We start from the raw sequence: 21143 nt of genomic DNA on the forward strand, positions 1-21143 counted from the left end.
CGTGATTGCCGGGGCGGGGTTTTGGGTCCCTCGGGCCGTCGATCCTGGGCAAGTCTCGTCTGTCCGAGGTCTCCGGAAGGAAGAGCTTCGTCTCTATGCACAAGTATCTGGTCAAACGCGTAATCATGATGGTGCCGACGCTGATTGGCGCGGGCATCTTCATCTTTTTCCTGCTGCGCTTGATTCCGGGCGATGTCTGCCTTGTGCGCCTGGGCGGGCAGGGCGGATTCGTGGACGACGCCGCGATCCAGGCGTGCCGGGCGCAGTTCGGTCTCGACGAACCGCTGCTGATCCAGTTCGCCACCTGGTTCCTGAAGTTCTTCACCTTCGATTTCGGCATTTCCATGTGGACCCAGCAGCCGATCATTCACGAGGTCGGGCTGCGCTTCCAATTGAGCCTTCAGATCGCCCTGATGGCCACGTTCGTTTCGATTGCGCTGGCGCTGCCGCTCGGCATCATCTCCGCGGTCAAGCAGAACACCTGGGTCGATTATCTGGTCCGGTCCTTTGCCATCGCCGGCATCGCCATGCCGTCCTTCTGGCTGGGCATTCTGATCATTCTGGGCATTCTGCTCACCACCCAATGGGCGACCGGCGTTCCCTGGATGCCCCCGATCCACTATGTCCCGATCTGGGAGGACCCGTTCTACAACCTGTCCCAGTTGATCTGGCCCGCCCTGGCGACCGGCTATCGCTATTCGGCCGTCTCCACCCGCATGACCCGGTCCGCCATGCTGGAAGTCCTGCGCGAGGACTATATCCGCACCGCGAGGGCGAAGGGGGTGATCGAGAAGGTGATCGTCAACCGCCACGCGCTGAAGAACGCGATGCTGCCCGTGATCACGGTCATGGGCATCGAGTTCGCCTTTCTGATGGGCGGGTTGGTCGTGACCGAGCAGGTGTTCAACCTGAACGGGCTCGGCAAGCTGTTCGTCGAGAGCGTCACGAACTATGATTACACCATGACCCAGTCGCTGGTGTTGCTGGTGGCCGTGGTGTTCGTGCTCTCGAACCTGTGCATCGACGTGATCTATGCGTGGCTCGATCCGCGCATCCGCTATAGCTAGCCGGTCGGGAAGGAGCCCCTGGCGATGACCGCTGTCAGCCAAATCGAACCCGCCCGCCTGCCGGATCGCAAGACGATCCTGACCACCGTCCTGCGCTGGTGCCGTCGCCAGCCGATGGGCGCCATCAGCGGCGTGCTTCTGATCATCATGATCCTGGTGGCGGTTTTCGCCAGCCAGGTTGCGCCCTACGACCCGGAACTCAACGATTTCGCCAACATGCTGACGCCGCCGGGCGCGGAATTCCTGTTGGGCACGGACCAGTTCGGTCGTGACGTTTTGAGCCGGATCATCTATGGCGCGCAGACCGCGCTGCTGGTCGGCTTCGTCGCCTCGTTCGTCGGCTCGACCCTGGGGTTGGTCCTGGGCGTGACCAGCGCCTATCTGGGCGGGATGTTCGACCTGCTGTTCCAGCGGGTCATGGACGTGTTCATGGCGTTCCCGTCCATCATCATCGCGCTGGCCATCGTCGCCACCTTCGGCAGCGGCACGCAAAACGTGATCCTGGCGATCACCATTCCGATGATTCCCAACTGCGCCCGTGTCGTGCGTTCCAGCGCGTTGCAGGTGCGGGAAATCCCCTATATCGACGCCGCCCGCTCGCTGGGCTTCAGCCATGTGCGCATCGTGTTGCGCCACATGGCGCCGAACGTGATGGCGCCCTATCTGATCATGTTCACGAGCTTTCTCGGCCAGGCGATCCTGGCGGAAGCCTCGCTCAGCTATCTGGGCCTGGGCGTGCAGGAGCCGACGCCGGCCTGGGGCCTGATGTTGCAGGGCGGCGCCGAGGAATACGCCGAAAGCGCCATCTGGATCGCGCTGTTCCCGGGCCTCGCCATCACGCTGGCGGTGTTCGCCTTCAACCTGTTCGGCGATGCGGTGCGCGACACGCTCGACCCGCGGCTGCGCTCGAAATAGGGCTGCCCGTGACCGACATCCAACCGCTGCACCGCTGCCCCTGGGCCGGCGACGACCCGCAATACCAGCGCTATCACGACACCGAATGGGGCGTGCCGCAGTTCGACGACCGCGCCCTGTTCGAAAAGATCGTGCTGGAAGGGTTCCAGGCCGGCCTCTCCTGGATCACCATCCTGCGCAAGCGCGAGAATTTCCGGGCCGCCTTCGACGGCTTTCGCCCCGACGTGATCGCCTCCTACGACGCGACGAAGCAGGCGGCGCTGCTGGCGGATGCCGGCATTATCCGCAACCGGGCCAAGATCGCCGCCACCGTGACCAACGCCCAGGCCTGGCTCGCCCTGATGGAGCGGGGCTCGTTCGCCGACCTGGTCTGGGGCTTTGTCGACGGCCGGCCGCAACAGAACGCCTGGCGCTCCATGGCCGAGGTGCCGGCGGAAACGCCCGCCTCCAAGGCCCTGGCGAAGGAGTTGAAGCGGCTGGGCTTCCGCTTTTGCGGCCCCACCACCTGTTACGCCTTCATGCAGGCCATGGGGCTGGTGAACGACCACTTGGTTTCCTGTCCCAGGCATGCTGAAGTGGCCGCCCTGGCTTAAACCTCCCGATGTCCGGAGACCGAAGACCATGAGCATCACCGGCGGCTGCTATTGCGGCGCCATCCGCTACGAGGCGGACGGCGAGCCCCAGGCCCAGATTCAGTGTCATTGCCGCGAATGCCAGTACATCACCGGCGGCCATCCGAACGCCATCGTCATCTTGCCGCTGGCGGGCTTCCGCTGGACCAAGGGCGAGCCGGCCAGTTTCGCCCGCAGCGACCTGGAGCGGCCGGTCACCCGGTTTTTCTGCCCGACCTGCGGCACCGGCCTCGGCACGCGCGCGCCGGCGCGCCCGGACTCGATGATCGTCAAGGTCGGCACGCTGGACGATCCGAGCGGGTTCCGGCCGCAGGCGGCGATCTTCACCATCGACAAGCAGCCCTTCCACCATTTGCCGGACGGCGTGCCGGCCTTCGAGCGCCGCCCCGGATAGCCCCGCGGCGGGCCGGGCAGGGTGACGGCGCATGATGCGCGCGGTGGTCGGCCTGATCGCCTGTGCGCTCTACGCCTGGCGCGTGTCCGACCCGAAGGCGTCGTATGCCGCCTTCTATGATGCCTCGAACTGGCTGACCGGCTGGCTGTTGGACGCGGGCGGGCTGGCCGGGGTGGCGCGCAATGTGGTCAACCTCGTCCTGGTCGATCAGGCCGAGGGGTTCTTGCTCGGGATCGTGTTCCTGTCGGTCTTGCAGGCACCGTTGTGGGCGGCGCGCAAGGGCGGCGGCTGGTGCTGGCGGCGCGTGCTGCGGCTGCGCAACCGGCGCCGGGCCGCGAGGGGCGCGGCCAGGGGCGAGCAAGAGCCGCTGCCGCTCGGCCCACCGGTCGCGACCGGCCGGGACCGGCCCGAGGTGCGATGAGTCGCGGCACCGGTGTTTCCCGGCCGCCGCGGAGCGGTGGGCCGGGACCGGTTGCCGTCATCGAACACCCGCGCGGTCGGTGTTCGCAGGATGACGCCGGCCCCGGATCGGCGCTCCGCACCGTCCGGGGAACAGGGGCCTCCGCACCGTCCGGGGAACACCGGCGCTCCGCACCGTCCGGGGTACGGGGGCCTTCGCCCCGTCGGGGGGGGGGCATCGGTGCTTCGCCGAACGGAAGCGACAGTCAGGCCTTGTCGCGGTCGAAAATCCCGAGCTTCAACTCGGGCATGGTGCCCATCCAGAACGCGTGGTCGCGGTGATCCGCCAGGTCGTCGTCGGTGTTGGGGTGAACCAGCACGGTCAGGCCGTCGCGCTCCAGCGCCACGAAGGGCACGATCTCGGCGAACAATTCCTTGGGGAAATGCACCTGGTAGGACCATTCGGGGTGCGGACCCACCGGCTTGTCGTGCCAGCGGCCATAGACGGCGGCAGGGAAGGCCGCCTCCAGCTTCGCCCGCAGCGTCTCGGCCTTGGGCTTGGTGGTCGCGTCGTAATAGACGTGAATGTGATAGTCCTGAATCCGGCCGGTGATGGCCCGTGCGTCCGACATCTGCTAACCTCCGCGTTTCTGTCCATCCATATAGGCAGGTTGCCTGCCCGACAGGAGCCCGGCAGTGCCCGATTCCCTTGCAAGTCCCGAAACAGTGTTTAGCGCCTGCCCGCACGATTGTCCGTCCACCTGCGCGTTGGAGGTGGAACGGCTGGACGACCGCACCATCGGTCGGGTGCGAGGCTCGCACGAAAACCGCTACACCGATGGCGCCATCTGCGCCAAGGTCGCGCGCTACGCGGAGCGCATCCACCACCCCGACCGGCTGACCGCCTGCTTGCAGCGCACCGGCCCCAAGGGCTCCGGCGAATTTCGGGAACTCTCGTTCGCGGACGCGATCGCCGAGACCGCCGAGGCGTTCCTGAAGGCGGAAGCCCGCTACGGATCGGAGACGGTCTGGCCCTATTTCTATGCCGGCACCATGGGGCAGGTGCAGCGCGATTCGATCCATCGCCTGCGCCACGCCAAGAAATACAGCTTCCAACACGAAACCATCTGCGTGCCCACCGCCTGGAACGGCTTCGTCGCCGGCACCGGCTCGTTGCACGGCGCCGACCCGCGCGAGATGCGGGTGGCCGACGTGGTGGTGATCTGGGGCACCAACGCGGTCGCGACCCAGGTCAACGTCATGACCCACGCCGCGCACGCCCGCAAGACCCGCGGCGCCAAGATCGTGGTGGTCGACACCTACCGCACCGAGACCGCCCGCCAGGCCGACCAGTTCCTGTGCGTGCGGCCGGGCACCGACGGGGCGCTCGCCTGCGCGGTCATGCACGTGCTGTTCCGCGACGGCCATGCCGACCGGCCCTATCTGGAGCGCTACACCGATTGCCCGGGCGAGCTGGAGGCGCATCTGCAAACGCGCACGCCGGCATGGGCGGAGGCGATTTGCGGCGTGCCGGCGGCGGAGATCGAGGCGTTCGCGGCGCTGCTGGCGGCAAACCGCAAGCATTTTTTGCGCATTGGCTATGGCATGACGCGGCAGCGCAACGGCGCCCACAACATGCACGCCGTGCTCTCCATCGCCGCGGTCAGCGGCGCCTGGCAGTTCGAGGGCGGCGGCGCCTTCCACAACAACCGCGACATCTATCGCTGGAACAAGACGCTGGTGGAGGGGCGCGACTATGCCGACCCGTCGATCCGCCGGCTCGACATGAGCCGGATCGGCGAAGTGCTGACCGGCGATCCCGAGGCCCTGCGCGGCGGCCCGCCGGTCACCGGTCTGTTCATCCAGAACACCAACCCGATGATGGTCGCGCCGGACCTGACCAAGGTGCATCGGGGATTCGCGCGCGAGGATTTGTTTACCTGCGTGCACGAGCAGTTCCTGACCGACACGGCCAAGATGGCCGACATCGTCATCCCCGCCACCATGTTCCTGGAGCATGACGACGTCTACCAGGGCGGTGGCCACCAATACATCCTGCTGGGGCCGAAAGTGATCGAGCCGCCGGGCGACTGCCGCTCGAACGTGGCGGTGATCAACGCGCTGGCGCAGCGGCTCGGCTGCCCGCAGCCGGCCTTCCGCATGAGCGCGCGCGATCTGGTCGACGCGACCCTGAAGGCGTCGAAACGGGGCTCTTACGACGAGCTGTTGGTCCGCAAATGGGTCGATTGCCAGGTGCCGTTCGAAGAGGCGCACTATCTGAACGGCTTCGCCTGGCCGGATGGCAAGTTCCGCTTCAAGCCGGATTGGACCGGCATTCCACCGACCGACGACGCCACCGGCACCGGCCGGTTCGGCCCGGCGGACCGGATGCCGGCACTGCCGGACCACTGGGACGCCATCGACCGGGCCACGGCCGAGAAGCCTTTCCGCATGGTGACGGCGCCGGCGCGGTCCTTCCTGAATTCCACCTTCACGGAAACGCCGACTTCGCGCAAACGGGAAGGGCGGCCGGAGGTGATGATCCGGGCCGAGGATGCCGCGCCGCTTGGCATCGCCGACGGCGCTCCGGTGCGGATCGGCAACGAGAAGGGCGCGGTCACCGTGCATGCCCGCTATTTCGACGGGCTGACGCCGAACACGGTGGTGGTGGAAAGCGTCTGGCCGAACCACGCCTTTCCCGAGGGCGTCGGCATCAACCGGCTGACCTCGTCGCAGCCGTCTGCGCCGATCGGCGGCGCGCCGTTCCACGACACCGCCGTCTGGATCCGGCCGGCGGAATAGCCGTCCGGGCGCGGCTTGCGGGGTAATGGTGCGCGCCCACGGAGGCCCCGGACCGGCGCTCCGCACCGTCCGGGGAAGCGGGGACGTTGGGTTCGCTCAAGGGTGACGACGGCAACTCTCCACCCGCTTCAGCCTCGGGCTGCGCTCGCAGTGCGGACTTGACGTTCATAGAGTGAGCCTTCCCGGCCGAATTCCGGCCCCGCAGAGCGAGCTTTCCCGGCCGCGCCGGAGGCGGGGGCCGGGATCTCCCGCCCTCACGAACACCGCCGGCACCGATATGCGCGCGCCCACGGAGGCCCCGGACCGGCGCTCCGCACCGTCCGGGGAAGCGAGGGACTCCGGTCCGTCGCCGGGGCTATTTGTCGTATTTGAAGCCGATTTTCATCGTCACCTGATAATGGCCGACCTTGTCGTCCTTGATCCAGCCGCGCACCTGCCCGACCTCGAACCATTCCAGATTGCGGATGCTTTCGCCGGCCTTGGCGATGGCGCTTTGGATGGCGTCCGAAATCGATTCCTCGGAGGTGCCGACAATCTCGGTGACCTTGTAGACGTTGCTCATCCGTGGGTGTTCCTTCCGTTGCGTGAACACCCTTGACGTGGGGACGGGCCGCGCCTGCGACAATAATAACCAGTTCGAAAGCACAACCAGCCGCCGCGCTCGATGACGGAGCGCGCTCGGTCGACTGCGATTCTCAAGAGGAACGGGCGCCGCGCCCGGAATTCCGATCGGGCGGCGCCAACGGCGCGATCAGAGCAGGAAGATCGCCATCAGCGCCAGCACGACGAGCACGCTGACGGTGGAATACAGCATCAGATGGCTGAACGCGTCCCAGCTGGCCCGGTGGCGGCGGACGGAGTCTTCGAAGTTTTCCATGACTTCAGGCATCCCTCAAAGCGGCGACCCGCCATTGGTGGCGGCAACGCGATTGTTTCAGACCAAATGCCTACCCGGCAAGCGCGCCCGTATCTATGCGGTTTGAGGGCGCACGTCTTGCGCCCACCCGTTTTGAGTATGCCCGTTTTGAGTATGCCCGTTTCAGGCGCGTCCGTCGGTCGGGTTGAGCAGGGTGGTTTCGGCGACGGCAACGCTCGGGTGCAGCCTCACCCGTTCGCCCACGACCGGCGCCCGCCCCTCGGCCACCAGCCCGACCGCCAGCGGGTAGAGCCGGTGCTCCGCCGCCAGCACGCGGGCGGCCAGGATGTCGGCGTCGTCGCCGGGCAGAACGGGCACGGCGGCCTGGCCGATGATCGGCCCGGCGTCCATCTCCGCCCGCACATAATGCACGGTGCAGCCATGCCAGCGCACGCCGTCCGCCAGCGCCCGCTCGTGCGTGTCCAGCCCCTTGAACGCGGGCAGGATCGAAGGATGGATGTTGACCAGCCGGTCGCGCCAGCGTTCGACGAACCAGGGGGTGAGCAGGCGCATGAACCCGGCGAGGCAGACCAGTTCCACCCCGGCCTGCTGCAGGCGCGCGTCCAGCGCGCGCTCGAACGCCTCCCGGTCCCTGCCGAACGGCTTGCTGGCGACGACGGCGGTGGCAACGCCCCGGGCGGCGGCGTGCTCCAGCCCGGCCGCATCGGCGCGGTTGGCCAGCACCAGCGCCGCCTCCGCCGGATAGGCCGGGTCGGCCGCGGCGGCAACCAGGGCGGCCATGTTGCTGCCGCGCCCGGAGATCAGAATGCCGAGCTTGGTCTTGCCGCTCATCGGGTCAGCCGCCAGGGGGCATCCCCCTGCCACTGCACCCGTTCGGCGCCGTCGGCCACCGGCTGAATCGTGCCGAGCCGGATCGCATCGGGCTCGCCGGCGTCGGCCAGGGCGGCGCGCACTTCGGCCTCGCCCTCGGGCGGCACCGCGAGGATCAGCCCCAGGCCGCAGTTGAAGGTCTTGAGCATTTCCGCGACGGCGACCTCGCCCGCCTCGTGCAGCCAGCGGAACACCGCCGGCAGGGTCCAGGCGCCGGCGTCCAGGGCCGCGCCCAGCCCGTCCGGCAGCACCCGCGGCAGGTTGCCGGGCAGGCCGCCGCCGGTGATATGGGCGATGGCATGCACCCGGCCGGTCCTGGCCGCCGCCAGGGCCTGGCGGATATAGAGCCGCGTCGGTGCCAGCAGCGCCTCGCCCAGCGAGAGTTCCGGCGCGAACGGGGCCGGGGCGTCCCAGGCCAGGCCCAGGTCGCTCACCACCTTGCGCACCAGGCTGTAGCCGTTCGAGTGCACGCCACTGGAGGCGAGCCCCAGCAACACGTCGCCTGCGGCGACGCGGCTGCCGTCGATATAGGCGTCCCGCTCGACCGCGCCGACGACGAAGCCGGCCAGGTCATAGTCGCCGGCGGCATACATGCCCGGCATTTCCGCCGTCTCGCCGCCGATCAGGGCGCACCCGGCCTCGCGGCAGGCGCGCGCGATGCCGGCGACGACCGCGGTCGCCACGTCGCTTTCCAGATGGCCGCTGGCGAAATAGTCCAGGAAGAACAGCGGTTCGCCGCCATGGACGATCAGGTCGTTGGCGCACATGGCCACCAGATCCTGGCCGATGGTGTCGTGTCGGCCGGTGTCGATGGCAATGCGCAGCTTGGTGCCGACCCCGTCGGTCGCCGCCAGCAGCAGCGGATCGCGATAGCCGCAGGCTTTCAGGTCGAAGGCGCCGGCAAAGCCGCGCAGATCCGGCCGCGAGCCCATGCGCGCCGTTGCCGCCACCAACGGGCCGATCGCCCGGACGAAGGCATCGCCTGCCTCGATATCCACACCGGCATCCGCATAGCGGCGTCCGCCTTTGGACATGCCTACCTCGCCTTGATAAGAAGAAGCCGATATAAGAACCAATCGTGATTCATCCGGGCCCGGGCCCGAATCGAGTGGACCATAGCGAAAGGGCTTGGCAATGCAACGCAGGCGATGGGCGAACGGCAAGGCATGGCCCGGCCTCGCAGGGCTCGTCGCGCTGGCATGGGCCCTGCTGGCGGTTCCGGCCTGGGCGCAAGGCGCGGCCGGCGTGTATACGGTTACCGATATCGCCGTCAACAAACAGGCCCAAACCGGTCAGATCGCCCAGGATCAGGGCCTGGCGGAGGCACGGCAGGCCGCGTTTCACCATCTGTTTCAGCGCCTGGTGCCGCGCGCCTACCAGGCCTCGGAGCCGGCGCTGACGCCGGACATTCTCAACGGACTGATTGCCGCGGTAGACGTGATGCGCGAGCAGGTGACCGCCACCGCCTACCAGGCCAACCTTTCGATCCGCTTCGTGCCGGACCGGGTGCGCCGGCTGCTGGACGCCCGGCGCATTCCGTTCAGCGACCGGGCGAGCCCGCCGCTGCTGATCCTTCCGGTCTATGACTGGGCCGGTGCCCGCCAGCTTTGGGAAGTGCCGAACCCCTGGCACACGGCCTGGAGCGAGGAAGTGGGCACCGATGGTCTGCTCACCACGCTTCTGCCCGAGGGCAAGCCGGAAGAGCAGTTGCAACTGAGCGCCGATCAGGCCGTGGCCGGCGACGCGGCCGCGCTGCAACGCGTCGCCCGCACCTACAATGCCGGCGGTGCCGTGGTCGCGCTCGGCCGGTTTGCGGTCGACCCGCGGACGGCCAAGCCGGTGCTGGAGGTGACGCTCACCGGGCAGGGGGCGGCTCCCGCCGGTCCCTTCACCCGCCGCTTCACCGGCCAGCCGGGCGGCCGTGCCGGCATGGCGGCGGAGCAACTGACGCGGACGGCCGCGGCCACCATGCTCGACGAACTGGCCGACGCCTGGAAGCGCGAGAACCAGCGCCAGAGCGGGCCGGGGGGCAATTCGCTGCTGGTATCGGTGCCGCTCACCCGGCTGGGCGACTATGCCACCGCACTGCAAAGGCTGCGCGAGGTCGACGGCGTCGACAGCGTGGTGGTGTCGCGTCTGACGCCGCAACAGGCGGAGTTTCGCCTCGGCTATCGCTTTTCGCTGGAGCAGGTTCGCCAGGCGCTCGCCCAGTTCGGCATGCGCCTGACCCAGGAGCCCGGCGGCTGGGTGCTGCACGTCAATGGCTAGGCCGCCGCCAGACAGGGGAGCGCGGCCATGAGCGTGCGCGAGCGGGCGGCGGCCTGGCTGCTGATCCTGGCCGCGTTTATCCTGCTGCTATGGCTGTTTCAGCCGATCCTGCTGCCGTTCGTGGCCGGCCTCGCCATCGCCTATTTTCTGGATCCGGTGGCCGACCGGCTGGAGGCGTGGGGCGTCGGCCGCGGCTGGGCGGCGCTGTTCACGCTGCTGGCCTTCGCCGTTCTGGCCGTGGTGGTGATCCTGCTGCTGGTGCCGGTGGTCCAGAGCCAGATCGTCGGCCTGGCCGGCCGCCTGCCGGACATCGTTTCGGCTTTTCAGGCCTGGCTGGTGGGGTCGCTCGACCATTTGCAGGGCGTGGTGAGCCCGGAGGATTTCCAGCGCCTGAAAAGCGCGGTGACGTCGGAACTGGGCAGCGGCGTGAATATCCTGACCGGCATGGTTTCCGGCGTCTTTGCCAAGGGCATGGCCCTGTTCGAATTCCTGTCGCTGCTGGTGGTGACCCCGGTGGTGGCCTTCTACCTGCTGCGCGATTGGGATGGCATTGTCGCCAAGGCCGACGGTTTGGTGCCGCCGGAGTATCGGGAGACCGTCCGGGAGCAGGCGCACGCGGTCGACGACACGCTGTCCGGCTTCCTGCGCGGCCAGTCCAGCGTGTGTCTGACCTTGGGGCTCGGCTATGGCGTGGCGCTGGCGCTGGCGGGCCTGCCCTTCGGCTTCACCATCGGCCTGATGTCCGGTCTGGTCTCGTTCATCCCCTATATGGGCTCGATGTTCGGGTTCGTGGCCAGCGTCGGGCTGGCGCTGGTGGAATTCAACGATCCGCTGCGCATCGGCATCGTGGCGGCGATTTTCGTGGCCGGCCAGGCGATCGAGGGCAATGTGCTGACGCCGAAACTGGTGGGCGACAAGGTCAACCTGCACCCGGTCTGGGTCATGTTCGCGCTGTTTGCCGGCGGCTCGCTGATGGGCTTTGTCGGCATGCTGATCGCCGTGCCGGTGGCCGCCGTCATCGGGGTTGGCGTGCGCTTCCTGGTGGCGCAATACCGGGCCAGCGACCTGTACGATCACGGGGGGCGGTCATGACCGGCACCGCCCGGCAATTGCCGCTGCCGCTGCCGGTGCGCTCGGCCCAGGGGGAGGCGGACTTCCTGGTGGCCGACAGCAATGCCGAGGCCGTGCGCTGGCTGGATGCCTGGCCGGATTGGCCGGGCGGCGGCTTGTTGCTCTATGGGCCCGCCGCCAGTGGCAAGACCCATCTGGCGGCGATCTGGGCGGCGCGGGCCGCAGCCGAATGCCAACCGGCCGACCGCCTGACCCTGACCAGCGCATTGCATCTTGACGGCAACATGGCCATCGACGACATTGACCGGTGCGGCGATCCCCGGGCGTTGTTTCATCTCATCAACACGGCCCGCGAGCGCGGCCATTCCTTTCTGCTCACCGCGCGCGAGCCGGCCGCCGCCTGGAGCAGTGGCCTGGCGGATCTCGACTCGCGCCTGCGGGCGCTCCCGGCCGTGGGCTTGCAGGCGCCCGGCGACACCCTGCTGGCCGGACTGGCCGCAAAATTGTTCGCCGACCGGCAAATCACCGTGCCAGACTCCGTGATCGCCTTTATGCTCATTCATCTGGAACGCTCCTGCGCGGCCGTTGCCGCCGCGGTGGCCCGGCTCGACCGGGCCTCGCTGGCGCAGCGTCGCAAGATCACCCGGCAGTTCGCGCAGGACGTGTTGGCCCCAAAAGACCCGAATTAGCGGAGGATAGACGCCAATGGATATGGGAATTCGCGGCCGCAAGGCCATTGTCGAAGCCGCCAGCAAAGGCCTGGGCAAGGGCTGCGCCATGGCGCTGGCCGAGGAAGGCTGCGCGCTGTTCATCAACGCCCGCACCGCCAGCGAACTGGAGGCCACGGCCGAGGAAATCCGCAGCCGCTACAACGTGCCGGTCACCGCGATCCCCGGCGACATCACCCAACCCGAAATCCGGGCGGCGATCCTGCAAGCCTGCCCCGAACCGGACATTCTGGTGACCAATGCCGGCGGGCCCGCGCCCGGCAATTTCCGCACCGACACGCGCGAGCGCTGGCTGGCGGCGCTGGAGGCGCAGTTGCTCTCGCATGTGGAGATGATCACCGCCGTGGTCGACGGCATGGCGGAGCGCAAGTTCGGCCGCATTGTCAACATCACCTCGCAGAGCGTGAAAATGCCGGTGCCGAATCTGGGCCTGTCCACGGCGGCGCGCATGGCACTGACCGGATTTTCCTCTACCATCTGCCGCGAGGTGGCGCCGCACAACGTGACCATTAACGGCCTGCTGCCGGGCCCGTTCGACACCGACCGGCTGAAGGGCAATTTCAGCCACGCCGCCCAGGTCACCGGCAAGCCGGAAGCGGACCTGCGCCAGGCCCGCATGAACGAGAACCCGTCCAAACGCTTCGGCACCGCCGAGGAGTTCGGCGCCACCTGCGCCTTTCTTTGCAGCGTCCATGCGGGCTTCATCACCGGCCAAAACATTTTGATGGATGGCGGCCACTTCCCGGCGAATATCTGAGCCGTTGCGGCCCTTTTCGCGATAGGCCCCTTTTCGTGTCAGGCCCCACCCCGAGCGGCAAAAGTCCGCTCGGGAGCGCCCGGGTTCAGAAGCCGGCGCCCGGCTGGTCCAGATAGGCCTGTTCTTCCGGCGTGTTGTCGCGGCCGAGCGCGGCGTTGCGGTGCGGGAAGCGGCCGAACCGGGCGATGACGTCCCGGTGCTCGCGCGCATAGCGGGTCCATTCCGCATTGCCCAGCGGCTCGATCAGTTCGATGGAGCGGTCCTGGTCGGCCAGCGCCTCGCTGTGCTCGAACGGCAGATACCAGAACAGGCGTTGCACCGGCAGCGCGTCGCGGTCGAAGCCTTCGTCGATGGCGTGCTTGGCGACGCGCAGCGCGTGGGCGTCCTGGGCGAAGGCCTTCGCCTCGCCGCGATAGAACTGGCGAGAGAACTGGTCGAGGGTGATGACCAGCGCCAGGTTCGGGCCCGCGACATCCTTCCAGAAATAGTCGAGCATGCCGTGGCTCGCCGCCTGGTGCAGCCCGCCGAACCGGCGGCGGATTTCCGCGTCGAAGGCCTCGTCCTTGGCGAACCAGGCCTTGCGCGGTTCGCCATAGCCCGGCTCGTTCGGAGCGCCGAACCAGAAATCCAGCACCTGCTGGGCCGAATAGGGCGGATGGGAATCGTTCATGGCGGCGGGGGCTCCGGGGCGTGGGTCGTCGAAAAGGCGTGCGGTCAGGCCTGGAAGTAAGGCTTCGACACCGGATCGGCAACCCCGAGCGACGGCCGGGGCTGGAAGGGGGAGGCTGCGCGCCCGCATCCCCTTGCCGCCGCGGCCGGCACCGGCCTAAATCTAGCGCCATGCGCCTTGCCCTCTACCAACCCGACATTCCCCAGAACACCGGGGCGATCCTGCGCCTGGCCGCCTGCCTGGACGTCGGCGTCGACGTGATCGAGCCCTGCGGCTTCGTCTGGGACGACCGCCGGTTGCGCCGGGCCGGCATGGACTATCTGGCCGGTGTCGACCTGGTCCGCCACGCCTCCTGGCCCCGCTTCCTGGAGGCGCGGCCGCCGGGCCGGCTGGTGCTGCTCTCCACCAGCGCCACGCTCCGCCACACCGACGCGGCTTTCCGGCCGGACGACACGCTGTTGCTGGGCCGCGAGTCGGCGGGCGTGCCGCCAGACGTGCATCACCGCGCCGACCTTGCCATCCGCATACCCCTCCGCGCCACCGCCCGCTCGCTGAACGTGGCGCTGGCCGCCGCGCTGGTGCTGGGCGAGGCGTTGCGCCAGACCGACGGGTTTCCGCCCAACGGAATTCCCCCCGACGGGTTTCCGCCCGACCCCCTTTCCGATTCCCCGTTCGAGGACCCGCTGCCATGACCGCCACCGATGCCCGGAAACAGCGCGCCAGCGACTGGTTCGAGGCGCTCCGCACCCGCATCTGCACCGCATTCGAGCGGCTGGAGGACGAACTGGCGGACGGGCCGCACCGCGACCTGCCCCCTGGCCGGTTCGAACGCAAACCCTGGAGCCGCAACGCGGTTTCCGACGATCCGGACTCCGGCCCCGGCGGTGGCGGCATCATGGCGGTGATGCGCGGGCGCGTGTTCGAGAAGGTGGGCGTCAACGTCTCCACCGTTCACGGCCGCTTTTCCGAGAAATTCGCGGCCGAAATCCCGGGGGCTGCGGAAAACCCCGGCTTCTGGGCCAGCGGCGTGTCGCTGGTGGCGCACATGCGCTCGCCCAAGGTGCCGGCGGTGCACATGAACACCCGGCACATTGTCACCTCTCGCGCCTGGTTCGGCGGCGGCGCCGACCTGACGCCCATGGTGCCGGACGAGCGCGACACCGCCGACTTCCATGGCGCGCTGAAGGCTTGCTGCGACCGCTTCGACCCGGCCTACTATCCCAAGTTCAAGCAATGGGCGGATGACTATTTCTATCTGCCGCACCGGGGCGAGGCGCGCGGCGTCGGCGGCATTTTCTACGACTATCTCGACACCGGCGACTGGGAGGCGGACTTCGCCTTCACCCGGGCGGTGGGCGAGGCGTTCCTGGACATCTACCCGCAACTGGTGCGTCGCCACATGCACGCGCCCTGGACCGCAGCCGACCGCGAGCACCAGCTGGTGCGCCGCGGCCGCTATGTGGAGTTCAACCTGATCCACGACCGCGGCACCGCCTTCGGCCTCAAGACCGGCGGCAATACCGAGGCGATCCTCATGTCCATGCCGCCGGAAGCGAAATGGCCGTGAGCCGCTAGGGTGGAGTCTTTTCCAGCCGGCTCACCAGCCTATCTTCCCTGTCCTCGCGAAAGCGGGGACCCATGCCTGAGAGACAAATTCAGACTCCGTGTCCTGTGAGAAGTTCTCAGGCATGGGCTCCCGCTTGCGCGGAAGATGGGTTCAACCGGGACCGAAAACGCTCTAGCCCGCGGACTGGTGGCCGCGGAACGCGCTGGGGATGCGCTGGATGTCCTGCAACACGTCCGGCGGGATGTCGCTGCCCATTTCGGCCGAGGCGCTGGCAGAGACCGTGTCGCTGATGCCGCCGAAGCGTTCTGCGATCTTGCCGGCGATCTCGTCATGGCGGCCGATGGCGGCGCAGAGATGCAGCAGGTCGTCGGAGATCTCGCCGGCGAGCTTGTCCCACTGGCCCTGCTTGGTCATGTGGTTCAGCTTCAGGCCCAGCTCTTCCTGGCCGTGAGCGGCCAGCACCGGGTAATAGGCCGGGGTCGAGCCGTAGAAGCCGATGCGGTAGCGCACCCATTCCGCCACCTTGGCCACGCTCTCGTCGTCCGGACCGGTGGCGATGAAGCCGCCGCCGGAGACCTCGAACGTCTCCCGCGCCCGGCCGACATTGGCGAGGCCGCGGGCGATGCGGGGGACGATGGTCTCCTCCATGTATTTGCGGGTGCAGAACGGGTGCAGGCGCACGCCGTCCGCCTCCTCGGCCGCGACCCGCATCATCACCGGCCCGACGGCGGCCAGCGTCACCTTGGGCACGCCCGGCACGGTGTTCTCCGGCACGAAATTCGGCGTCATCAGGGTGAAGGTGTAGTGCTCGCCCTGATAGTCCAGCTTCTCGCCGCTCTCCCAGCAGCGCCAGATCGCCTTCAGCCCTTGCAGGTATTCGCGCATGCGCGGCGCGGGCGGCGTCCAGGGCACGGAGAAGCGCTTTTCGTTGTGGGCGCGGATCTGGGTGCCCAGCCCCAGCACGAACCGGCCGCCGGAGGCCTCGTACAGGTCCCAGGTGACATTGGCGGCGCTCATGGGCGAGCGGTTGAACGAGATGGCGATGCCGGTCGCCAGCTCCACCCGTTCGGTGCAGGTGGCGGCGACCGCCAGCGGCAGATAGGGGTCGTGCTTGTTCTCCATGGTGACGATGCCGTCGAAGCCGCGCGCCTCGACCGAGCGGGCCGCCTCCGGCACCTTGCGGAGATTGTCTTGCGGGATGGTGGTGACGATGCGCATGGGCCGGGCGGTCCTCGGTTGGCGATCTTTGGCCGGGAAGGGGGGCGCGGACTGGAACGCCCGCGCGGTTCGGCCCATATTGCCCGGCAACACCGCCTTCTGCCAACCGGGAGCCGTTCGCCCATGTCCGATTCCGCCCCCCTCATTCCCGACGTCTGGCGCGCGCCCGATGGCACCGCCCTTTCGTGCCGCGAAAAGATCAAGGTGCTGAACGAGAACCTGGAGGAATTGCAGCAAATGGCCCAGGACGCGCTCGAAGACGCCGTCATCATGGGCGCCGACGAGGGGCAGATCCGCGACGTGCTGCGCCGGCTGGTGGAGAGCCTGGAAAACCCCTATTGAGCCGGGCCGCGCCAGCCGATAGGGTCGGGCGCAGACACCTTTGCAGGAGATCCGGGTTCATGTCTTTGAAATTGTTCGATCTGTCGGGCCGCGTCGCCCTGGTGACCGGCGGCAATGGCGGTATCGGCCTCGGCATGGCCCGCGGCATGGCGGAGGCGGGGGCGGCGATCATGGTCGCCGGCCGCAATGCCGACAAGAATGCCGCCGCGGTGGCGGAACTGAAGGATCTGGGCGCCGAGGCTGATGCGGTGACGGTGGACGTGACCGACGCGGCCTCCTGCCGGGCCATGGTCGATGCGACCAAGGCCCGGTTCGGGCGCATCGACTGCCTGGTCAACAATGCCGGCACCGCCATCCGCAAGCAGCCGCAGGATTACGATCTGGCCGAATGGCAGGAGGTGCTGACCACCAACCTGACCAGCGCCTTTGTCTGCTCGCAGGCGGTCTATCCGCTGATGCAGGCGCAGGGCGGCGGCAAGATCGTCATGATCGGCTCGATGATGTCGATTTTCGGCGCCTCGTTTTCGGCGCCCTACGCCTCCAGCAAGGGCGGCATCGTGCAGTTGGGCAAGTCGCTGGCCAGTTCCTGGGCGAAGGACAACATCCAGGTGAACACGGTCCTGCCCGGCTGGATCGACACCGCCCTGACCATCCGCGCCCGCGAGCAGGTGGACGGCTTGCACCAGCGCGTGCTGGACCGCACCCCGGCCGGCCGCTGGGGCAAGCCCGAGGACCATGCCGGCATCGCCGTGTTCCTCGCCAGCCCCGCCTCGGACTTCGTCACCGGCACGTCGATCCCGGTGGACGGCGGGTTCTCGATTTATATCTAGCGCACATTCGGTCCTGGTCGACCCACTCTCCTGCCCCCTCTCCCGCGCAGGCGGGAGCCTATGCCTGAGGGCTTCTCACAGGACACGGGCTCTGTATTTGTCTCTCAGGCATGGGTCCCCGCTTGCGCGAGGACAGGGGAGATGGGGTGTGAGCCAGCGCGAAAAACTCCGATTGAGCGCAATTTCGGTTCGATTTTCGCCTGATCCGTCTCTTCCCTTCACGCTGAGGTGGCGCCTGAGGCGCCCTCGAAGCGCCCGGCCGGGGCTGCACTCGGCCGCGCCTTCACGGCTCGGCTTTGCCGGGCACTTCAGGCCGAAGGTGTGTTCGAACGACCGAACCGAATTGGCTCCGGGGTTTTGGTTCAGACGCGGGCGCGCGCCAGCCGCCACACCGCGACAATGTCCCAGAGCGCCGCCGCGGTGATCGCGGCACTGCCGAGCAGGGCGCTCGTCTCCGGGCGCAGCACCGGTGCGGGCTGGAGGCCCTGCACCTGGGTGCCGGCAAACCAGACCCAGGCGGCACCCGCCAGCGCCAGGGCGAGCGTCAGCGCCGCGGGCGGCAGCCAGCCGCTGGCGCCGAGCGCCTGGCGGATCAGCCATTGCCGCGTCGCCGGCTCGGCGTCGGGCGAGCCGGCGAGATCGGCCGCGGCCAGGGCCGCCTGGCGCCGTTCCTCCGCCGCGCGCAACAGCAGCAGGCCCAGCACGAGGCCGAGCACCAGCGGGAACAGGCCGATAAAGCTCGCGAGATCGACCGGCAGCGCACCGCCGAAGCCGGAGAGCGAGGCAAGCTGGCTGCGCTGGGCCGTGAACTGCTCCTTCAGCCGGTCCTGCGCCGTCTTGATCTCGTCCTGAAGCCTGGCCTGGAGCGTGAGCGTGCGCTGGATGTCGGCCGTCGCGCCGCTCGCCACCCCCAGCACGGCGTCCAGCTGGTCCCGGATGCTGGCGATCACCGCGCCGGCATAGGCCGCCTTGCCCTGGACCGTGAACCACCAGTCGGAGTCCAGCGAAGCGTCCACATGCGTGTCGTGGCTGATGGTGACGGTGTCGATGGCGGCCTTGCGCTGCTCCAGTGCATCGGCGGCGGCGCGGAGGTCGGCGGCGGTCGCCGCGGCTTCGGCTGGAGCACTCGCGGCGGCATTGCGGGCGCTTTGCACCACGGCCGAGAGGGTTTTGCCGTAGGCCGGCCGGATTTCGCGCGCCCAGACCCGCTCTGCCCGCTCATAGGCCGGCTTCACGATGGCGTCCCGGCCATAGGCAGCCATCAGAGGATAGGCGTCGCGGCGATTCTCGGCGACGGCGGTCAGGATTTCGTGCAGCGCCGGACTGACGGCGAACGAGGGATCGCCCGCGGGGCGGAAGGCCATGTTCGGGGCCTGCGGGCGGACCTCCTGCAACTGTTCCTGCGGTTGGCTCGGGCCTTGCGTTTGCTGCTGCAACTGTTCCTGCGGTTGGCTCGGGCCTTGCGTTTGCTGCTGCAACTGTTCTTGCGGTTGGCCCGGCATTTGCGCCTGCATCTGCATTTGCGGCGGCATGTTGGCCGGCGGCAGGCCCTGGAACGCAAGCCCCTGCGGCGCCATCTGCGCCTGCGGTGGCAGTTGCTGCTGCATGGGCGTTGCGAGGGGCCGGCACCGGCCACCTGCCGCGGCGAGGGCGCGGCCCGCGCGAGGCCGGCGGCCGGCAGGACGCGGCCCTGCTGCGCCTCGGCGATCAGGGGGCGGAGTGCGTTGAAGCGGCCGATCATGTCGTCGGTCGCCTCACGCAGCGTCTCTTCCAGCCGGCGCTGGGCGCGCTTGCCCGCCTCCGCCAGCGAGGCCACGCCCGGGTCGACCGCGGCGAGCAGCGCCCGGTTCGCCGCCATGGCGGCCTCGATGTCCGCAAGCGTCTTGGACGCGGCGATATAGGGGGCGACGGTCAGCAGATGCAGCAGCGCCAGCACGCCCGCCGCCAGATACAGGGTCCGCCGCGCCTGCCGGAGTGCGACACCCGAAGCCTTCAGCGTGTCGCGCGCTGCGTCCGCCACATAGCTCATGCCGCTGCCTCCCTGGAATGTGGAGCGGAAAGAACATGATAGCGAATTCCCGCCCCGACCGGAAATCCGGATTGCGCCGGGCGCCCGACGCGGCTCAGGGGAGGGGCGATTGCGCCTGGAAGATCTCCCGCACTTTCGCGCGGCTGACCTTGCCGTTGTCGGTCCGCGGCAGGTCGTCCATCAGGTCAATGGCGATCCGGACGCGATACGGCGCCCAGATTTCATGGATGCCGGCCTTGAGCCGGTCGATATCGGCGCCCGGCTCCGTCACCAGCGCCACGCAGACGAGATCGCCGCCGTCACTGTCCTTGATCGAGACCACGGCGGCGTCCCTGACGCCGGCGCCGGTGCGCAGCGTGTTTTCGAGGGCCAGGGGCGATTCCTTCACCCCGCCCATGATGACCATGTCGTCGGCCCGCCCCAGCAGCTTGACCTTGCGGGGGCCGATCATGACGCCGGCATCGCCGGTATAGAACCAGCCCTCGCGAAACCGCTGCCGCGTCTCCTCCTCGTTGCGGAAATAGGCATCGATCAGGCCGGGCTTCCGGAGCGCGATCAGGCCCGCCGTCCCATCCGGGACTTTCCGGTGGAGTTCGTCCCGGATTTCCAGTTCGACGCCCGGCAGCGGGATGCCGGTCCCCGCGTCCTGCATGCGCAACACGAAGCCGGCTTCGTTGGCGCCCATCATGCTGCGGAGCCGGGGGGTCAGTTTGGCAATGATGCGCTCTTGCAGGGACTGCGAGGCAGCGGCACCCGCGGACTCGGCGATCAGGTGAGGGTTCGGCCGGGCGTCGGCGGGGAGTTCGCCCAGCAGGCGCTCATACTCCAGCGGCAGCGCCCAGATATGTGTGATGCCATGGCGGCGCAGCGCGCCCGCGCGATCGGAAACCTTGACCAGGAGGGCACCGACCTTGAAGCAGATCAGGCACCAGCGGAGCATGCTGTTAATGCCGAAGACCGCGCCGATGATCAGCATTCTGGAGTCGGGGTTCAGGCCCGAGGTCAGGATGTCTTCGTTCAAGCGGAGTTCTTGAATTTGCCGGGTCACACAAATGAGCTTTGGAATGCCCGTCGTCCCGGACGACCGGCTGATGCGAACGGGATCCTGCCATTCGGGGAGCGGCAGGGCCTGGGACGCAGCGGCGGCCAGGTCCATCGCCAGCACCGTATGCACCCAGTCATCGCTCAAACGGTGGTGCCGGAACGGAGCCTGTCCTTCGACGGGCGAGTCCGACAGGGCGATATCCACATGATCGTAGAGAAAGCGCGCATGCTGCCAGGACTTGGCGTCGTCGGTTGTCGAGACGGCGCCCAGATTGTCGCAAGCGATGGTCAGCAGCCATGCGATGTAGAAGTGCGGATGGTGAATCGCGACGATCTGCCCGCGCCGGACCCCCAGGTCGGCAAGAGCCTTGGTAAACCGGAGCGCATCGTTCGCGAACCGCGAATAGGTAATTTCCGCATCATCGAGAATAAAAACTAAGCGATCTGGCGTATTGACGGCATGAAAATTCAGATAGTCGAACGTGGTTACCGGCGGTCTCTCCATGAAAACGGCTCCGTGTACCGAAATGTTCTTTAAAGGTATCCAGTTTGTCGGTATTGGCTGTTTATATGGAGCGCGGGATTTGGTCCAGGCCGAAGACCGGCGGAGGCAGGGCCGAATGCGGCCAAGACCCCTCGCCCGGTTGCGGGCCCGTCAACATT

At 68.0% G+C, this 21143-nt stretch carries 24 protein-coding genes; 14 read left to right on the forward strand and 10 right to left on the reverse strand.

What is annotated here, in order from left to right:
- The first annotated feature begins 95 nt into the window (after positions 1 to 95).
- The 5 genes from H6844_03795 to H6844_03815 are packed head-to-tail and all read left to right on the forward strand — an operon-like array spanning position 96 to position 3429.
- Complete coding sequence (locus H6844_03795; GenBank protein ID MCB9928526.1) at positions 96 to 1067, forward strand: ABC transporter permease; 972 nt, start codon at positions 96 to 98, stop codon at positions 1065 to 1067.
- 24 nt (positions 1068 to 1091) lie between these two features.
- Positions 1092 to 1982 carry an ABC transporter permease gene (locus H6844_03800; protein MCB9928527.1) on the forward strand — a complete coding sequence of 297 codons (891 nt, stop codon included), beginning with the start codon at positions 1092 to 1094 and terminating at the stop codon, positions 1980 to 1982.
- Between the two features lie 17 nt (positions 1983 to 1999).
- A complete protein-coding gene (locus H6844_03805; protein MCB9928528.1) occupies positions 2000 to 2575 on the forward strand; it encodes a DNA-3-methyladenine glycosylase I in 576 nt (191 codons plus the stop codon).
- A gap of 28 nt (positions 2576 to 2603) precedes the next feature.
- The gene (locus tag H6844_03810) at positions 2604 to 3008 is read left to right on the forward strand and encodes a GFA family protein (protein MCB9928529.1); all 405 of its coding nucleotides are present in this window, start codon (positions 2604 to 2606) and stop codon (positions 3006 to 3008) included.
- A gap of 31 nt (positions 3009 to 3039) precedes the next feature.
- On the forward strand, positions 3040 to 3429 hold the full coding sequence (locus H6844_03815; GenBank protein ID MCB9928530.1) for a hypothetical protein: 390 nt from the start codon (positions 3040 to 3042) through the stop codon (positions 3427 to 3429).
- A gap of 244 nt (positions 3430 to 3673) precedes the next feature.
- Here H6844_03815 and H6844_03820 read toward each other — a convergent pair whose 3' ends face one another.
- Complete coding sequence (locus H6844_03820; GenBank protein ID MCB9928531.1) at positions 3674 to 4039, reverse strand: DOPA 4,5-dioxygenase family protein; 366 nt, start codon at positions 4037 to 4039, stop codon at positions 3674 to 3676.
- A 64-nt stretch (positions 4040 to 4103) separates the two neighbouring features.
- On the opposite strand from H6844_03820, the gene H6844_03825 reads away from it, so the two are divergent.
- Positions 4104 to 6209: a molybdopterin oxidoreductase family protein gene (locus H6844_03825; GenBank protein MCB9928532.1), complete on the forward strand. Its 2106-nt coding sequence runs from the start codon at positions 4104 to 4106 to the stop codon at positions 6207 to 6209.
- A gap of 355 nt (positions 6210 to 6564) precedes the next feature.
- Here H6844_03825 and H6844_03830 read toward each other — a convergent pair whose 3' ends face one another.
- From H6844_03830 to H6844_03845, 4 genes are all read right to left on the reverse strand, one after another.
- Positions 6565 to 6771, reverse strand: a complete 207-nt coding sequence (locus H6844_03830) for a dodecin domain-containing protein (GenBank protein ID MCB9928533.1) — start codon at positions 6769 to 6771, stop codon at positions 6565 to 6567.
- Positions 6772 to 6960: 189 nt separating this feature from the next.
- Positions 6961 to 7086, reverse strand: a complete 126-nt coding sequence (locus H6844_03835) for an aa3-type cytochrome c oxidase subunit IV (protein MCB9928534.1) — start codon at positions 7084 to 7086, stop codon at positions 6961 to 6963.
- A 162-nt stretch (positions 7087 to 7248) separates the two neighbouring features.
- Entirely contained in the window at positions 7249 to 7917 is a 669-nt protein-coding gene (locus tag H6844_03840) for a phosphoribosylglycinamide formyltransferase (GenBank protein ID MCB9928535.1), read from the reverse strand.
- Positions 7914 to 8990, reverse strand: coding sequence for a phosphoribosylformylglycinamidine cyclo-ligase (locus H6844_03845; GenBank protein ID MCB9928536.1), 1077 nt, complete (start codon positions 8988 to 8990; stop codon positions 7914 to 7916). The genes H6844_03840 and H6844_03845 overlap by 4 nt, the downstream gene beginning before the upstream one ends.
- 100 nt (positions 8991 to 9090) lie before the next feature.
- Here H6844_03845 and H6844_03850 point away from each other — a divergent pair, with 100 nt between their 5' ends.
- From H6844_03850 to H6844_03865, 4 genes are read left to right on the forward strand one after another with little or no spacing between them, the layout of a single operon-like run.
- Positions 9091 to 10224 carry a DUF2066 domain-containing protein gene (locus H6844_03850; protein MCB9928537.1) on the forward strand — a complete coding sequence of 378 codons (1134 nt, stop codon included), beginning with the start codon at positions 9091 to 9093 and terminating at the stop codon, positions 10222 to 10224.
- A 27-nt stretch (positions 10225 to 10251) separates the two neighbouring features.
- Positions 10252 to 11316, forward strand: coding sequence for an AI-2E family transporter (locus tag H6844_03855; GenBank protein MCB9928538.1), 1065 nt, complete (start codon positions 10252 to 10254; stop codon positions 11314 to 11316).
- A complete protein-coding gene (locus H6844_03860) occupies positions 11313 to 11984 on the forward strand; it encodes a hypothetical protein (GenBank protein MCB9928539.1) in 672 nt (223 codons plus the stop codon). The genes H6844_03855 and H6844_03860 overlap by 4 nt, the downstream gene beginning before the upstream one ends.
- 16 nt (positions 11985 to 12000) lie before the next feature.
- Positions 12001 to 12780, forward strand: coding sequence for an SDR family oxidoreductase (locus H6844_03865; protein MCB9928540.1), 780 nt, complete (start codon positions 12001 to 12003; stop codon positions 12778 to 12780).
- A gap of 85 nt (positions 12781 to 12865) precedes the next feature.
- Here H6844_03865 and H6844_03870 read toward each other — a convergent pair whose 3' ends face one another.
- A complete protein-coding gene (locus tag H6844_03870; protein MCB9928541.1) occupies positions 12866 to 13450 on the reverse strand; it encodes a DUF924 domain-containing protein in 585 nt (194 codons plus the stop codon).
- 170 nt (positions 13451 to 13620) lie between these two features.
- Between H6844_03870 and H6844_03875 the strand changes: the two genes are divergently transcribed.
- Together H6844_03875 and hemF are read left to right on the forward strand one after the other, a co-directional pair.
- Entirely contained in the window at positions 13621 to 14142 is a 522-nt protein-coding gene (locus H6844_03875) for a tRNA (cytidine(34)-2'-O)-methyltransferase (protein MCB9928542.1), read from the forward strand.
- Entirely contained in the window at positions 14139 to 15017 is an 879-nt protein-coding gene (gene hemF, locus H6844_03880) for an oxygen-dependent coproporphyrinogen oxidase (GenBank protein ID MCB9928543.1), read from the forward strand. The genes H6844_03875 and hemF overlap by 4 nt, the downstream gene beginning before the upstream one ends.
- A 171-nt stretch (positions 15018 to 15188) precedes the next feature.
- Here hemF and H6844_03885 read toward each other — a convergent pair whose 3' ends face one another.
- Positions 15189 to 16235 carry a TIGR03617 family F420-dependent LLM class oxidoreductase gene (locus H6844_03885; protein MCB9928544.1) on the reverse strand — a complete coding sequence of 349 codons (1047 nt, stop codon included), beginning with the start codon at positions 16233 to 16235 and terminating at the stop codon, positions 15189 to 15191.
- Between the two features lie 123 nt (positions 16236 to 16358).
- On the opposite strand from H6844_03885, the gene H6844_03890 reads away from it, so the two are divergent.
- Both H6844_03890 and H6844_03895 read left to right on the forward strand, forming a co-directional pair.
- Positions 16359 to 16577: a hypothetical protein gene (locus tag H6844_03890; GenBank protein MCB9928545.1), complete on the forward strand. Its 219-nt coding sequence runs from the start codon at positions 16359 to 16361 to the stop codon at positions 16575 to 16577.
- 59 nt (positions 16578 to 16636) lie between these two features.
- Complete coding sequence (locus H6844_03895; GenBank protein MCB9928546.1) at positions 16637 to 17407, forward strand: glucose 1-dehydrogenase; 771 nt, start codon at positions 16637 to 16639, stop codon at positions 17405 to 17407.
- 362 nt (positions 17408 to 17769) lie between these two features.
- Here the strand turns inward: H6844_03895 and H6844_03900 are convergent, their stop codons facing one another.
- From H6844_03900 to H6844_03910, 3 genes are all read right to left on the reverse strand, one after another.
- Positions 17770 to 18771 (reverse strand): hypothetical protein, encoded by a 1002-nt coding sequence (locus H6844_03900; GenBank protein MCB9928547.1) that lies wholly within the window; start codon positions 18769 to 18771, stop codon positions 17770 to 17772.
- Complete coding sequence (locus tag H6844_03905; GenBank protein MCB9928548.1) at positions 18708 to 19436, reverse strand: hypothetical protein; 729 nt, start codon at positions 19434 to 19436, stop codon at positions 18708 to 18710. The genes H6844_03900 and H6844_03905 overlap by 64 nt, the downstream gene beginning before the upstream one ends.
- 94 nt (positions 19437 to 19530) lie before the next feature.
- Positions 19531 to 20985, reverse strand: coding sequence for an acyl--CoA ligase (locus tag H6844_03910; GenBank protein MCB9928549.1), 1455 nt, complete (start codon positions 20983 to 20985; stop codon positions 19531 to 19533).
- Positions 20986 to 21143: the final 158 nt, after the last annotated feature.

The sequence above is a fragment of the Alphaproteobacteria bacterium genome (assembly GCA_020638555.1).
Taxonomy (GTDB): domain Bacteria; phylum Pseudomonadota; class Alphaproteobacteria; order Bin95; family Bin95; genus JACKII01.

Coding starts and splice junctions, on each gene's coding strand:
- H6844_03895 (MCB9928546.1), top strand. CDS start 16,637: ATGTCTTTGAAATTGTTCGATCTGTCGGGCCGCGTCGCCCTGGTGACC.
- H6844_03860 (MCB9928539.1), top strand. CDS start 11,313: ATGACCGGCACCGCCCGGCAATTGCCGCTGCCGCTGCCGGTGCGCTCG.
- H6844_03865 (MCB9928540.1), top strand. CDS start 12,001: ATGGATATGGGAATTCGCGGCCGCAAGGCCATTGTCGAAGCCGCCAGC.
- H6844_03910 (MCB9928549.1), bottom strand. CDS start 20,985: ATGGAGAGACCGCCGGTAACCACGTTCGACTATCTGAATTTTCATGCC.
- H6844_03855 (MCB9928538.1), top strand. CDS start 10,252: ATGAGCGTGCGCGAGCGGGCGGCGGCCTGGCTGCTGATCCTGGCCGCG.
- H6844_03905 (MCB9928548.1), bottom strand. CDS start 19,436: ATGAGCTATGTGGCGGACGCAGCGCGCGACACGCTGAAGGCTTCGGGT.
- H6844_03850 (MCB9928537.1), top strand. CDS start 9,091: ATGCAACGCAGGCGATGGGCGAACGGCAAGGCATGGCCCGGCCTCGCA.
- hemF (MCB9928543.1), top strand. CDS start 14,139: ATGACCGCCACCGATGCCCGGAAACAGCGCGCCAGCGACTGGTTCGAG.
- H6844_03820 (MCB9928531.1), bottom strand. CDS start 4,039: ATGTCGGACGCACGGGCCATCACCGGCCGGATTCAGGACTATCACATT.
- H6844_03885 (MCB9928544.1), bottom strand. CDS start 16,235: ATGCGCATCGTCACCACCATCCCGCAAGACAATCTCCGCAAGGTGCCG.
- H6844_03900 (MCB9928547.1), bottom strand. CDS start 18,771: ATGGCCTTCCGCCCCGCGGGCGATCCCTCGTTCGCCGTCAGTCCGGCG.
- H6844_03795 (MCB9928526.1), top strand. CDS start 96: ATGCACAAGTATCTGGTCAAACGCGTAATCATGATGGTGCCGACGCTG.
- H6844_03800 (MCB9928527.1), top strand. CDS start 1,092: ATGACCGCTGTCAGCCAAATCGAACCCGCCCGCCTGCCGGATCGCAAG.
- H6844_03890 (MCB9928545.1), top strand. CDS start 16,359: ATGTCCGATTCCGCCCCCCTCATTCCCGACGTCTGGCGCGCGCCCGAT.
- H6844_03835 (MCB9928534.1), bottom strand. CDS start 7,086: ATGGAAAACTTCGAAGACTCCGTCCGCCGCCACCGGGCCAGCTGGGAC.
- H6844_03840 (MCB9928535.1), bottom strand. CDS start 7,917: ATGAGCGGCAAGACCAAGCTCGGCATTCTGATCTCCGGGCGCGGCAGC.
- H6844_03815 (MCB9928530.1), top strand. CDS start 3,040: ATGATGCGCGCGGTGGTCGGCCTGATCGCCTGTGCGCTCTACGCCTGG.
- H6844_03870 (MCB9928541.1), bottom strand. CDS start 13,450: ATGAACGATTCCCATCCGCCCTATTCGGCCCAGCAGGTGCTGGATTTC.
- H6844_03810 (MCB9928529.1), top strand. CDS start 2,604: ATGAGCATCACCGGCGGCTGCTATTGCGGCGCCATCCGCTACGAGGCG.
- H6844_03845 (MCB9928536.1), bottom strand. CDS start 8,990: ATGTCCAAAGGCGGACGCCGCTATGCGGATGCCGGTGTGGATATCGAG.
- H6844_03830 (MCB9928533.1), bottom strand. CDS start 6,771: ATGAGCAACGTCTACAAGGTCACCGAGATTGTCGGCACCTCCGAGGAA.
- H6844_03875 (MCB9928542.1), top strand. CDS start 13,621: ATGCGCCTTGCCCTCTACCAACCCGACATTCCCCAGAACACCGGGGCG.